The organism is Nostoc sp., assembly GCF_036916735.1.
In the GTDB taxonomy this organism is placed as follows: Bacteria; Cyanobacteriota; Cyanobacteriia; order Cyanobacteriales; family Nostocaceae; genus Nostoc.
Window position 1 is genome coordinate 1 of the sequence record NZ_JBALFV010000077.1, and the last position, 13,329, is coordinate 13,329.

Below are 13,329 nucleotides of genomic sequence, written 5' to 3' on the forward strand. Positions count from 1 at the left end.
ATATGATAAAAAGAACTATTTACTTAAATATATATATGTTTTAGCGAACGCTCGTTTTTTATCCGACTTCAGAAAATCGCGTTGCTCCCCACAAAAAATGATTATTATTCTTTAAAAATCTTGTCTCTTGTTTTTCTTGGAATAATTTATTCTTCGGAAGTCCCTTAGCATTCCGACATTGTGTAATCGCCGATTAAATCGTGACTTTTCTAACATATCTGGTATTAAATTGTGGTCTTTCATATAGCTACAAGCATTGCTATGATTACCATTAAATAATATTGCCGCAACCAACGCCGTTGTAATAATTTCTGCCTCACTCATCGCACGACGAATATCGTCTTTATGCCTAATCACCTTCAACAGGTCATCAGTGATAGCATAAATTGTAATTATTTCGTTTAGCATTACCCCTCCCAATTTTTCCTCTGGAGGGGATTTTATTATTTATGCAACGCCATTTAAAGACCTGCAAGCATAACTAGCAACTTGGGTTATTAGCACAACAGCATTTCTACCAGTTTAGCCCTAGTTTTTGCAACACAACCAGCACGAGTTCATAAACGTCGCCCGAAAGCTTACCCTTTAATGACGAAACCTCGGCACGAATTACGAAAGCAATTGCAAACTGCTTAACCCGCAAGTGTTTCGGCTTTTATTAATGCCATTCAGCTTTAATTAAATCTGCTGCCTTCTCAGCAATCATGATGGTCGGTGCATTCGTATTTCCAGATGGAATGGTTGGCATCACAGAAGCATCGACAACCCGTAATCCTTGAATGCCATGAACTCGGAGTTGAGCATCTACCACCGCCAGCGCATCACTGCCCATTTTGCAGGTTCCTACAGGATGTCAACAGGTACTAGCCGCTTGTCGAATGTAAGCTGCGATCGCTTCATCACTGCTGACATCTATACCGGGAGCCAATTCCGTTTCCAAAACTTCATCAAAAGCACCCGCATGACCAAGTTGACGTGCGATTTTAATGCCTTCTACCAGCACTTGTAAATCAGTTTCATGTTCGAGATAGTTCACTTGAATCACAGGTGGATCAGCAGGGTTCGCGGAGCGCAGCCTGACCGTACCACGACTTTAAGGCTGAAGTAGACTGAGCCTAAAGGTAAATCCGGAAAAGTCATCTGGACTCTCCCATAGAACTGGGTTAAAGAAAAACTGTAAGATAGGTACACCCTCGTTGCTTTTGCTGCTGTGCAGGAATAGTCCGGCTTCTCCTCCATTACTGGTTGCTGGGAGTGGGGGCAGCACTTGGGTAGACTGGTAGCTAATGGCTACTAGCGGATGATCGTGCAGGTTCTGTCCGACTCCAGGCAAATCAGCAATCACTGGAATATCTAAGGTCTTTAAGTGTTTCGCTGAACCAATTCCAGAGAGCATCAACAGTTGGGGTGAATCGAAGGCACCCGCCGACAGAATCACTTCGTGATTGACATAAACTTGGTGCAAGGTGTCTTTGTGCAGATACTCGACCCCAATCGCACGAGTTCCCTCAAACAGTAACCGAGTCACTAATGCCCTGGTTTGAACTGTTAGATTCGGACGTGACAAAATCGGTAGGAGAAAGGCGGCGGCAGCACTGTGTCGCTTGCCGTCTTTTACGGTTAATTGATACAGTCCTGCGCCTGCTTGGTGTGCGCTATTGAAATCGGGATTGCGCTGATAACCTATCTGTTGTGCGGCTTTGATAAATTGCTTTGAGAGAACGGAAGGTGCAATTAGATCGGTGACGCTCAAAGGACCACCAACCCCATGAAATTCGTTGGCTCCACGCTGCTGGTTTTCTGATTTCTTGAAGTAAGGCAATACTTCCTCATAGCTCCAGCCTTAATTGCCGAGGTCTTGCCAATGGTCGAAATCATAGCGATTGCCTCGAATGTAAACCATGAGATTGATCGCACTAGAGCCGCCAACAACTTTGCCTTGAGAACACAAGATTTTTCGTCCATTGAGATGAGGTTCTGGTTCAGACCAGTAAGCCCAATCAACGTCAGTGCCTAGCAAGCTTGACCAAGCCACAGGCGTTTCGATTTCAGGTTTGGTCGCTGCATTGCCTGCTTCAAGCAACAGCTACCATTGCTTCACTGTTTTGTGTCAAACGATTGGCAACAACACAACCTGCTGAGCCAGCACCAATTACTACATAATCGTATTGAGTCATGTCATCCTCGCTTTGGCATTCAATTCTTGCAAAAACTGCAACTGAGACTTTTGTTCAAACTGGCTACATCATCGACGAAATACTTTGACTTGTCCAAACTTTTTTAGATGCACTATTAAACCGTTCTCTGGAATTTCTAGATTTTGGATTTGGGTAAAATTTTTACTATCAACTGAACATCAACGATTTTTGGCTATACCAGTTAAAAACTCTAATCCCTTGTTTTTAAAGAACTTCAGGTTTTTATTACTGGAATACCAAGCGCTACTTTGTCACTGTTTTCGGCTCTAAACCCCTTTCCCATTACCTCAGTAATCATGTCTCGTAAATAATCATTTTTAGTTTGACCATCCTGTTTGTCATATATTTGATAATTTACAGGTACAGATTTACCCGATAATTCCGTGTAATACAAGGTAATTAGCTGAATACCTTTGACTGTACGATGATGCCTTCCAGAATAGTTGGGAAGTCACGTCCTTTGGAAGCATCTGATAGATTATTCGCCATCGAAGATCCGTCTCGCCGATATTCTCTACCACCTCGATGCCGCCTGCTCGCGGATGGCTGATAAAATGCTCGGGATGACCAGCGCGCAGCTCTGGCTCCCGCGAGTTGGTCAGGGCGTTGCTGTACCATTTGTAGAAGTCTTCTGCGGTTGGTCTGATGACAACCATCTCCACTGAGTCGGTCTGCCATACGCCCCGTGAAGCCTCGACCCAGCCCCGCACCGGTGCTGTCATTTCTGCAATCTCGCCTTCGAGGAGGTCGCGCATTGTGTCATTGCTGATCTTACGCTTGAGGTACGCCAACGCGTGTCGCGCCCTCTCAAGTTCGGCGTTTCGGATGTCGCTGTTGGTGAACTGCTCTTCGGTGGTGATGACCATCGCAGGGAAGTTTCGGTCGTCCAACATGGTCATAGATTAGTGCCTCCATACGCTGTCATCGAAGCGGCAGGTTCAGGGGATCAGGACGATACGACCGCCAGCGCCGCCTTTTGCGAGGAGGTGGTGAGCGTCTGCCGCTTGAGCGAGCGGGAAGCTTCGGGAGACGACCACGTCATAGGCTCCGGCTTGAGCGAATGCGGTCAACCTCAGGCGCGCGGCGTTGCGGATCGCAATGCCTTCATCATCTTGTCCTGGAGCGCCCCCGAGCGCCTGGATGCCGATTTCTTTGGCACGGTCGAACGCAACGATCGTGGCGATGCGCGAGCGATCACTTACAAGCTCGAGTGAGACATTAATCGCCTCTTTGGTTCCGACGAGGTCAATCGCCGCGTCGATACCACCTGTAGCGATACCCCGGACTCGCTCGAGCAGTCCGTCGCCGTATTTGATCGGCTCGGCACCGTAGCGGCGAAGCGCGTCAAAGTTCTTTTCGCTAGCCGTACCGATGACCCGAACGCCCTCGAGCACCGCCAGTTGCACCGCCGCTAGACCCACGCCGCCGCCTGCGCCGTGGATCAGCACCGTCTGTCCCCCCCGAGCGTGCACGGCGCCAAGCACGTGGGAAGCAGTAGTGCCATCTAGCATCATCGCGCCAGCCTGCTCCCACGAAAGCTGTGCAGGCTTCGGCACGACCTCCGACGCAGAGACGGTGATTGTGTTTGCATAGGCTCCGGAGATCCGGTAGGCGATCACCTCGTCGCCCACAACGATTGGTCCGGCCGGTCCTGTCGCATCTGCGCCGACGGCAGTCACTACGCCAGCCGCCTCGATGCCGAGCCGCAACGGGAAGGTGGGGGCGCTCTCCCCGTGGCTCTTCATATACTCTGGGTCAGAGTAGAGTTTGTAATCGACATGGTTTACGCCCGCGGCGCGGACTTGGATCTCGACCTCGCCCCGCCCAGGCGAGCGAGGATTGATCGCCACGGCCTTGAGCACGTCCGGGTCGCCGAACCCAGTCGCAACGATCTCCACAGTTGCTGCTGCATTTGTCATAATGCTATCCTCAATTTGAGCCGAAAATTGCCTTGTTTGTAAGCTGGAGTGATTAGTATTGCAAGCCGCTACAAATAATGACAGCTTCCGCTCATCTACGCTCGATCACTTCCGCCACTAGTGCAGAATCAAGATAGGCGTGAACTTCCACGATTTGCTCGCCCTGAAAACGGCAAATCCAGCAGTAGTTGTTGTTGAATTGTACGCCACTCTTAGCAGTAGCTCGGACGAAAAGTTCGACGGCTGCTTGGTCTCCATCCACCAGCACTTGGCGAGTGAATAACTTTAAGCTACTGTCGAAAAGCTTGTCAAGACGAGCAAAAGTCGCCTCCTGAAAATCGTGTTTGGACGTGTAGAGTCCCGCGAGGGGATGGGTGCCTAGTACGGTTCAACTGACATTGTCTGCGACATGCTGGAAAAACTCGTCTGGCGCTTCACTAGAGAGTTTTGCAAAGATGGATCGTACAGTTTCTGAAGTGATTGCCATGGTTTTAATCCTTTGGTTAAATCTTGTTGAACTCTGCTACAACCGTATACCTAACAACTCAGCAGTCAGGGTTGAGCAACTTGTGACCGAAACGGTACTCCATCCGGTTAACAATGACTATTTGCCGATTATTCAACAGCACAGGTGAATTCGCGGTTGGTCTACCGGACTGGACACGACGATCACCACGATCGCTACTGCACAGGCCAGTCCGCAGTCGCCTTTCGAGTTCCGGTCTGTGCCGACAATAGCACATCGTCCACAAGCCGCGCCAGGCGAACTGCATGAGTAAAGTCGGGAGCAGTCAATGTTCCCTGGGCAATATCATCGCGCAGGGCGGCGTAGATTCCTCCTACATTGGCGGCTGTGTCCGGCATCGATGCCGTCTCACCGTCGTCTACAGGCTGAGACTCGCCGTTAAATGAAAGGCGCAGGCGACCCGTTGGAAAGCCTCGCGGCGCGCCGCCATCCAACGCGAGGGTGCCCTTATCGCCAACCACTTCCAGGCGAAACCGCGATGCCTCAGGCGGACGACCCCCAGCCACTTCGAGCAACAACGCCCCACCACTAGCAAAACGCGCCTGCACGAAAAGGTGATCGGGGATTGATCGCGCCTGCCGCATCGAGTCGTCGCCGACCTGAATTTCGGGGTACTGGGTCGTGGCTAGCGCGGTCACGTCTTCGAGCCGACCAAGCACCGCGATGGCAAGATCGAGCGCATGTCCGCCGTGGATAGACACGAGGGTGGCACCGTTCTCGGCGTTCTCCAGGTAGGAATCTGCCGCCGCTATTTTCGGACTGAAGGCGGCAGTGCCGGAGTAGAGCCGTGCGCTGAGCAAACGCCCGATCGCGTCAGACGCGACGATCTCACGGGCGCGATGCACGGCGGGGTTCATCCGCGTCTGAAGACCGATCGCTGCGTGGACTCCTGCGGTGTGCGCGGCTGCCGCCATTTCCTCAGTCTCGGTGATGTTGCAGCCTAATGGCCACTCGCAGTAAACGTGCTTGCCCGCCGCGATCGCGGCCAAGACCAACTCACGGTGATTGGGAACCCTGATGCAAACCGACACGAGGTCAACGTCCGGATCTCGAATCAGATCATCTGCCTTGCCATAAGCTGCCTTCGCGCCAAAAGCTTTAGCAGCAGCATCAGCCGTTGACTGTCTGCTCGTTGCCACAGCCGCCAACTCCAATCTTGCCAGCTTCTGGACTACGGGGACGTGCGACTCTTTCGCCCACCCGCTATCAACGCTGGCACCGATGATTCCAACCTGCAATGATTTGGTCATAGTGTTTCCTCTGTTGTTTCGTTGAAGAACTTCATCAGATCTTCTATGATGACCCGCTCTGGCTGCTCTTCAGCGGTGTGATGACCGCACTCGTCGATCATCACATCGCGCACGTTCTCGCCGAGTGGCTTGATCTGCCCTTCCAGCTTGCCGCCGAAGCTTGCCGTGCCTTCCATCGTCAGCACCGACATTGGCAGTTTAGTTTTGGCGTTCTCGCGGTTATGCTCGGCATCAATTTTATGAGACCGGAAATATTCGATGCCGCCGCGCAACGCTCTCGGTGCTGCAAGTCGGCGGGCATACTCATTTAGCGCGTCCTCATCCAGCCCGGTTGGGTCATAGGACTGCTGGCGCATGAAGTGCGAGACGAACATCTTCTCTCGACCGACGATCAGCGCCTCGGATAGTCCATTCGGTGCCTCGAACAGCGGCAGGTGGTACATCCGCAGGTACTTGGAGCCAGACTGCCTGCCTGCCGTCCGTGTAGCTGCCTGAATTACGATATGGATGAAGACTTGGTTGGAGGCGGCACCGTGCCAATGACGCTCGCCCAGCGCGATCGCTTTTGTGAAAATACCCTCCTGAAGACTAATTTGCCGAAATCTAGCTAGATATGTTGAGTATAATCGTTGCCATAAAATCAATAATCAGGAATTTTTGCAATACATTAATGCATAAGTTACCTTAGTTTTGGCACTCCCTGCATTGAGTGATGGCATATATGGACGATCAATTTGAGTTGATTCGGAGTTTTATAGTTGTGGCTCAAAAGCTTAGCTTTGTGGAAGCGGCTGATGGTTTACAAATCGATCCATCAGCGTTGAGTCGCCGCATCCGACGCTTAGAAAAGCGATTAGGCGTGCGTTTGTTCAACCGCAACACGCGACGGGTGGCACTTACAGAAGCTGGAGTTTTGTATTTATCTCATTGCCAAGAAGTGTTGGCAAAACTAGACCAAGCGGATGCGATTGTCTCACACTTGAGTACAGAACCGCGTGGGTTACTGCGGGTGACGCTACCTGTGGTTTTTGGACAACGGCATATTGCACCTGCTCTATCTGAATTTCTCAACCGTTACCCCCAGATCGATCTCGATCTATCTTTCACGGATCGATTTGTGGATGTGCTGGAGGAATCGATTGATGTTGCCATTCGCGTCGGTCAGTTGCAGGATTCCCGGCTGATTGTGCGTAAATTGGCTTCCAATCGCCGCGTCTTGTGCTCTTCACCCTTCTATCTTCAAAAGTACGGTTCGCCTCAAACACCAAAGGAGTTAGAACAGCACAGTTGTTTAAACTTCTCACGACTTGCTACCGGAAATATATGGCACTTTTCGCACCAAAGCCAACGGATTGCTATACCCATTAAAGGTAGGCTCAGGGCTGATAATGCCGAAGCTTTGTATCAAGCGGTGTTAGGAGGATGTGGAATTGCGCTGCTGGCAACATATCTTGTGGGAGACGCGCTCAAAACTGGACAACTCTCAACAGTGCTTGATGATTGGAAAGTCCCTACAACTGATGTTTTTGCAGTGTTAGGCGTAGGGCAATACACTCCTTCCAAAACCCAGGTTTTTGTAGATTTTTTAGTCGAGCGATTTCGTGATCCGCCTGATTGGGATGTTAGTTGGTAGTGAGCTCGCTATTGTTGGTGTCGGATTGCTAATAGCAGTAGCCATAACTGTAGGGCTTGGGCATCTGGAAACAGCAATTGGATGAGGTTAGAATACTCTCTCTGGGACTTCCAGAAAATAAACTATTCCATCAATAATAATGATAATCATTTTAAAGGGGATGAAGGGGCTGCCGACGGCAGCCCCTTCATCCCCTTTTGTAGTAATTTGAATAATGATTGAGTTTTTGAGTGTGGTAACTGGTGGCTGTAGTATTAACTGATTCTCTCAAAAAGTTGTTAATTCAAGGCGCAGTCAAGAATTTCAAACCCGAAGAGCGTAATTTTTAAAGGCTTCATCAATTAAATTAACAAACGCTTCGGCAATCGCTTGATTATGAAGACCTGGAAGCTGAATCAATTTTTTGAAGTGACGGTGTAGATGAGCCAAACATTTTTGTTGGGCAACAGCTTGATAGCCATTGTAAACACGCTTATTCGTCGCTGCTGAGTACCCCTGTATACTCAGTCCCTAAAGCTGCAAAGATGTTTTGCTCTATCGATTTCATAGAGCGATGTTGAGATTGAGGTGGAACAGGTTTTCCGAATCGAAACGTCGTTTGATTTCACGCAGACGCTTGTACTTCTCTTCGCCAAATGCCTTCGGTACGCGAAACTGTTCATCCCCGCGCAGGAAATTATAATTAGCCTCTCCAGTGTACACGTCACCGAGATCGGCGAAAGCCTTTTGTGTCGCTTTTGCAACATCTTCCAGAGTGGTCTTTGGCGTCACGGGTGTTACCAAGTGAAGCAAATAGGGAGCCGCTGACGGGGCAAACGCGCATTGTCCGGCATTAGAGTGCTGAAGCGCCCCGCCCAGTTGCTGCACCTCGATTTGCATCAAGGGCGGAATGCTGTGTTCCGCCACCGCCACCAATTTATCAATTACTTCGTTTGAAAGCGACTTCAAAAACTCTACGTGTCCATACGTGGGCGCTCCAGGAAGGTGAGAGGCTTTGTCAAACTGTGCCATTTCAGAGAGCTGGCGTGCTTTGATGTTGTTCACGAGCGGCGGGTGGTGGCTGAACAAAGGCTTCAGCATGGCGTCTGCTGTCTCTGGGTTGGCGTGACAAATGCCAATTGCGCACGCGGTTTTTCCCCGCAGTTGATCTGGGAGATCTGCATTCGGCTCAACCGCCATCAGGCGCAGAACTGTGCTGGTGTCCTCAGGCAAGTCAGCAGACCAATCGCGGTAATACCTCATAACATCGCGGGCTGAACTTAGGGAATACCATGCTTCCCCACCAACGATTGTTTTAATCGGCACCAGATTCAGCTCGAGCGACGCGACGATGCCAAAGTTCCCGCCGCCGCCTCGGACTGCCCAAAAGAGATCGGCGTTCTCCTGTGCGCTGGCAGTGACGACGGAACCATCCGCCAAAACGACTTCAACGCTTTGAACAGCTTCGCAGGCAGCTCCCAGCTTTCGCACCAGCCAGCCCATACCGCCGCCGAGCGTATAGCCGATGACTCCGACGTTCGAGACTTGTCCGGCAGCGTACACCCAACCTTCTGCTTCGGTGAGTTTCAGCATTTCGCCCGAGGTGACCCCAGGTTCTAAACGTGCAGAATTCGTTTGCGAATTAATTTCAATTCGCTTCATTTGGGTGAGGCGTAGAAGGAGTCCGTTATCGCAGGCCGCGACGATGCCGTGCCCGGTGGACATGACGCCGAGGGGTAGTGAGTGGTTGCGGGCGAAGCGCACTGCAGCAGCGATGTCGCTGACGGAAGTGGCTTCAACAATCAATGCCGGATGTTGATTGATGACACGCAGCCAGGGAGTCCGAAGTTCGTCGTAATTTTTCTGTCCTGGCAGACAAACACGACCTTGTAGTGCGCCGGTCAAACCTTCTATGGATTTGGATAGTTCTACCGCTTTCATTATATTTGCCTCTTTGATAGCGTCACTTTTACAGTCTCAATTTCTTTTGAGTAGAACACTGGCTAAAACAATCAAGTACAAAGCCGTGCCACCATGAATCATCAGTGCAGCAATGTTACTCATTCCAATGTTGATATACACATTCAACAAGTCACCTAACGGAATGAGCACCACTACGAAGAGAAAGGCAGACAATACCTGACGAGTCACTTTTATCCAAAGAAAGACAATCACAAACAAACCGGATACGATGTCGCGCGTTCCCTTTGCCCAGAGATAGGCATAAGTATCTGTGCTATCAACGGGTACACCGAAACCTGCTGCTCCAACCAACGGTGCAATAATAAACCGGGCACCAATAAAGATGATGCCAACGGCAGGCAAAACCACCAGCCAAAATAGCAGGGAGTTCATCGGTAAATCATTAGCATTGGTTGACAAATCATTCCGTTGAGTCATCGTTATCCTCCACAAATCATTTGAATTGATAACCGTAAAATTGAGCATCGCTGCATATTTTCTTAATGGACAGCTGTAACTGACGCCAAGCGCGTTTCCCGTTACTTATCCAGATCATGGATCTCTCAGCGGACCGCGACGTATGTGAATAGGATGGATCCGAGGGCGAGAGCGACTATACGCACGCGATGTCTTCTGTCCCAGGTACGATGTATTCTTTGCCATCCAGCAGCACCTTCGACCACACGATTATTTAGTGGCACCAGGAAGAGGATCGTGGCGAGCACAGTAAGAAACCAGATCACACTGGCCGTGAGCAGGATCACAAACCCTGGCGTGTGCCGATAAAGCCAGGTCTCAACCCCGAGTAGTAGGAGATCGGCCGTGTACCACACCGGCATCACCTTACCAAGCACGGCAGCGTAATGGCCCAGCATTCTCGCTTGCGGCTCGGGGTCAAGACGCCATGCGCTAGGGTTTACGAACGCGGAAACAGAAAACTCGGAGCCCACTAGCAGAAGCAAGCTGAACACAGCGGCCACATTGAACAAGTGCATGAACAACTCCTTTGATGGCTTCGGACGAACGTTAAGTTGAGAGGGGCCGGGAAGTCAGTTTTTAGCATGGTTGTGCGGCCGGCTCTTTACAGGAAGCGATTTTAGCTTAGAGGTGACCCATCTCCCGGGATAAGGAGAAGAGTGTCAACGCCTTCGATCTGTGCCACATCGAATCCGCTCATGTCTTGCTTGAACGCATCAGTTTGCATGTACTCACGTGTGACGACCTCAGGATCGGCTTGCTCGCCGAAGCTTATGAGCGCAACTACGTTCCGCGGCGCCGAGGGAGCCGAGAAGAAGGCATGCGTCTCCACGCCGAAGAGCTCAAGGCTTTTGACATGTAGTACCCAATGAGGCAGGTAAGCGGTAGCGGCCTCTTCTGTTCGGAGACGATAGGTTCTGAGCTGAAACTTTCGCATGGGATTCTCCTTGTTGCTCTGTTTGTGGTGAGGTCTTGATACCCGTTCTCTTGCTATTGGGGCATCTGTTTAGAAGGCATGGATCAGCAAGAGGCCAGCGAAAAGCATCACTAAGCAGGTCATGCCATGAACGGAAAACGCCGTAGCTTTACGCCCGCCTGACGCCAGAACGTTGGACATGTCGCCAAGCAAGATGACGGCGAGGGCTAGGAGGGCAATGCCCACCGTCTTGCTGTTCGTGGTCAGCATCAGGGTCAGCACGGCCAATCCAGAGGCCACATCCCGACCCCTTTCGTGCGAAGCCAGGCGCTAGTGTTCGCATCGGCAGCAGGCGGCTCGAGGCCAAACGAACCTACGACCCGCTCTGGATCTGCAATGTAAAAGTAACCGATCACCATAATCGTGACAGAAACAAAGACGGCCAGAGAAAGAGGAATAGCGGCATGCATAATTTATTTGTTCTTTAGAAATACTAGCAATGCTATTATAAATGCAAATGAAGTGACTTAAAACTCCACAGTGTAAAATAATTTCTAGCGGTGCTATGATCACTTTGGTATGACGACCCAGCGAATTGAGGAACGAAAGGCGCGGGACAGGCAGGCTCGCCGGGCACAGATCATCCGTGCGGCTCGACAGGTCGCGGAATCCGAAGGATGGTCTAACGTTACCGTGCGGCGGCTATCGGACGAGATCTCCTACAGCCAACCCGTCTTGTACTCCCACTTTGAGAACCGCGAGGGCATTGTTGCCGCAGTCGCCATTGAGGGTTTCCAGGAGCTGGGCTTGGCTTTGGAGAAGGCGCGGCTACGGGGAAAGCGCAGAAACCCAGTCGAGGCGGTGGCGAGCGGCTACCTGGAGTTCGCCACCGCTTCACCCGCTCTATACGAAGCGATGTTTTCGCTTAGCCTGAGCGTACCTTTCGGAGATTCCGCCACTCCTCCCGAGTTGAGATTCGCGTTCTCCCAAATCCTGGATCTCTTTCCTGAGCAGAGCACGAAGTCCGAAACCCTGTCGGAATTGTTCTGGGCGAGCCTTCATGGCATAGTCGAGTTGACAAGAACCAAGCGATTTCCGCCTAAACGACAGAAAGAACGCTTGCGGGCGCTTGTGGAAGTCTTCAGTTTTGCAATCGACAAGATGGCGCAGGTGGAGAAATCGCAATGACAGCGCTCTTGGCGTTGCATAATGGGATAATGATTAAGGCGGGATAGGAACAACTCCCGTACGCAGATGGTTAGTGGTGGTTCCCGTTTGATGGAGCGGTTTCAACACACTGCTAATTTGCTGACGGTGGTGCAGACTTGCCGACGTCAAGGTCGGTCTGTAATTGATTTTTTTGCACAAGCTTTACTAGCTGACTCTAATAATTATCTGTCTCGCCCTTCTTTACTTTTGCAATATTATACCTGAATCCTTACGTATTTTTATTTATCCTTTATTGCCTGATCATTATAAGTTCGCCTTCTTTAGGATTACGTGCATTATCTTCATTAGTATTTTCCATCAGCACTGACCTAACCGCAGCAGTCTGGTGGTAATGCAACTTCGACCAATCCAAAGTGCTTGCATCACAAGCACCATTGGTTAGCAGTCGAGCGATTGCATAGTGTGCTGGGAACCTTCACCCAGATAAGCATTGAGCCGAGATCCCTGCTAAAGTGAAAATCTTGCTACTTTTGCAAGTCTTACACCTATGTCATCAGTTCTAGCTGATGAACTTTTCTACAACACTAGCAATGGTGCGGCTGCTATTGGTGTTTTTGATCGCTCTGGCAATTACACACAATTAAACGCCTATGCTGCGCGAGGCTTTAGTACTGGTTGGACAAAGATTATAGAGCAGCCCTAGCTACTGGCGGTATTAGATGATTTTCCCGATTCGGGAAAACTTGTAATCGCGTTAATCTCTCACAAACGCGATCGCACAGGAGCAACACGTCCTGTAAAGTCCTATAAAAGTCAGAGTGAGCCAAAAATTATGCCAACCGTCGAAGCATGATACGAATCATGGCAATATAGATGAATGTCTCGGAAGTTTCAGGCAGTCGTTTATAATCTTTACTTAAACGCTGACACCAATTAAGCAAGCCTTAAGGGACTTCCAGAAAATAAACTATTCGCCTAACAATAATGATAATCATTTTAAAGGGGAGATGAAGGGGCTGCCGTCGGCAGCCCCTTCATCTCCCCTTTTGTAGTAATTTGAATAATCACTGAGTTTTTGAGTTTTTGAGTGTGGCAACTGGTGGCTATAGTATTAACTGATTCTCTTAAAAAGTTGTTGATTGAAATTGCATCTCATTTTAATTGGTGCAGCAAAGCGTAAATTTATGGCTTCGACAGTTCAGGGCTTAGAGGATGTCTGAAAAGTTTTAGATAGGTGATTTTAATTACGCAAGTTGCTTCAACATCAAACGAATCATCGTTAGATAAATAAAAGCTTCT

General features: G+C 50.0%; 11 protein-coding genes and 6 pseudogenes. 5 read left to right on the plus strand and 12 right to left on the minus strand.

Going from position 1 to position 13,329, the window contains the following annotated elements; translation table 11 throughout:
- Nucleotides 1–165: 165 nt before the first annotated feature.
- The 7 genes and pseudogenes from V7L20_RS17980 to V7L20_RS18010 form a co-directional block, all read right to left on the minus strand.
- Nucleotides 166–408 (minus strand): annotated as a pseudogene (locus V7L20_RS17980) (IS982 family transposase); the annotation flags it as partial.
- Nucleotides 409–658: 250 nt separating this feature from the next.
- Nucleotides 659–2,177, minus strand: a pseudogene (locus V7L20_RS32745) (GMC family oxidoreductase).
- Between the two features lie 71 nt (nt 2,178–2,248).
- Nucleotides 2,249–2,640 (minus strand): annotated as a pseudogene (locus tag V7L20_RS32750) (IS701 family transposase); the annotation flags it as partial.
- Entirely contained in the window at nt 2,567–3,097 is a 531-nt protein-coding gene (locus tag V7L20_RS17995; protein ID WP_334745398.1) for a hypothetical protein, read from the minus strand. The pseudogene V7L20_RS32750 and the gene V7L20_RS17995, both read right to left, overlap by 74 nt.
- A gap of 39 nt (nt 3,098–3,136) precedes the next feature.
- Entirely contained in the window at nt 3,137–4,117 is a 981-nt protein-coding gene (locus V7L20_RS18000; RefSeq protein ID WP_334745399.1) for an NADP-dependent oxidoreductase, read from the minus strand.
- A 681-nt stretch (nt 4,118–4,798) separates the two neighbouring features.
- Nucleotides 4,799–5,893: a Gfo/Idh/MocA family protein gene (locus V7L20_RS18005; protein WP_334745400.1), complete on the minus strand. Its 1,095-nt coding sequence runs from the start codon at nt 5,891–5,893 to the stop codon at nt 4,799–4,801.
- Entirely contained in the window at nt 5,890–6,336 is a 447-nt protein-coding gene (locus tag V7L20_RS18010) for a hypothetical protein (RefSeq protein ID WP_334745401.1), read from the minus strand. Before V7L20_RS18010 ends, V7L20_RS18005 begins: the two co-directional genes overlap by 4 nt.
- Between V7L20_RS18010 and V7L20_RS18015 the strand changes: the two genes are divergently transcribed.
- A complete protein-coding gene (locus tag V7L20_RS18015; RefSeq protein WP_334745402.1) occupies nt 6,328–6,504 on the plus strand; it encodes a hypothetical protein in 177 nt (58 codons plus the stop codon). The genes V7L20_RS18010 and V7L20_RS18015 overlap by 9 nt on opposite strands.
- A gap of 110 nt (nt 6,505–6,614) precedes the next feature.
- On the plus strand, nt 6,615–7,526 hold the full coding sequence (locus V7L20_RS18020) for a LysR family transcriptional regulator (protein WP_334745403.1): 912 nt from the start codon (nt 6,615–6,617) through the stop codon (nt 7,524–7,526).
- A gap of 315 nt (nt 7,527–7,841) precedes the next feature.
- Here V7L20_RS18020 and V7L20_RS18025 read toward each other — a convergent pair.
- The 4 genes and pseudogenes from V7L20_RS18025 to V7L20_RS18040 all read right to left on the minus strand — a co-directional run.
- Nucleotides 7,842–8,046, minus strand: a pseudogene (locus V7L20_RS18025) (IS66 family transposase); the annotation flags it as partial.
- 23 nt (nt 8,047–8,069) lie between these two features.
- Entirely contained in the window at nt 8,070–9,446 is a 1,377-nt protein-coding gene (locus tag V7L20_RS18030; RefSeq protein ID WP_334745404.1) for an FAD-binding oxidoreductase, read from the minus strand.
- 36 nt (nt 9,447–9,482) lie between these two features.
- Complete coding sequence (locus tag V7L20_RS18035) at nt 9,483–9,905, minus strand: DUF4267 domain-containing protein (protein WP_334745405.1); 423 nt, start codon at nt 9,903–9,905, stop codon at nt 9,483–9,485.
- 1,045 nt (nt 9,906–10,950) lie between these two features.
- On the minus strand, nt 10,951–11,160 hold the full coding sequence (locus tag V7L20_RS18040; RefSeq protein WP_334735770.1) for a DUF4267 domain-containing protein: 210 nt from the start codon (nt 11,158–11,160) through the stop codon (nt 10,951–10,953).
- Between the two features lie 279 nt (nt 11,161–11,439).
- On the opposite strand from V7L20_RS18040, the gene V7L20_RS18045 reads away from it, so the two are divergent.
- The 3 genes and pseudogenes from V7L20_RS18045 to V7L20_RS18060 all read left to right on the plus strand — a co-directional run bounded on the left by V7L20_RS18045 (nt 11,440) and on the right by V7L20_RS18060 (nt 12,733).
- Nucleotides 11,440–12,048 carry a TetR/AcrR family transcriptional regulator gene (locus V7L20_RS18045; protein ID WP_334745406.1) on the plus strand — a complete coding sequence of 203 codons (609 nt, stop codon included), beginning with the start codon at nt 11,440–11,442 and terminating at the stop codon, nt 12,046–12,048.
- Nucleotides 12,049–12,117: 69 nt separating this feature from the next.
- Nucleotides 12,118–12,294: pseudogene (locus tag V7L20_RS18050) on the plus strand (IS66 family transposase); the annotation flags it as partial.
- 283 nt (nt 12,295–12,577) lie between these two features.
- Nucleotides 12,578–12,733 carry a hypothetical protein gene (locus tag V7L20_RS18060; protein WP_334735768.1) on the plus strand — a complete coding sequence of 52 codons (156 nt, stop codon included), beginning with the start codon at nt 12,578–12,580 and terminating at the stop codon, nt 12,731–12,733.
- Nucleotides 12,734–12,860: 127 nt separating this feature from the next.
- Here V7L20_RS18060 and V7L20_RS18065 read toward each other — a convergent pair.
- A pseudogene (locus tag V7L20_RS18065) lies at nt 12,861–12,968 on the minus strand (IS5/IS1182 family transposase); the annotation flags it as partial.
- Between the last annotated feature and the right edge of the window lie 361 nt (nt 12,969–13,329).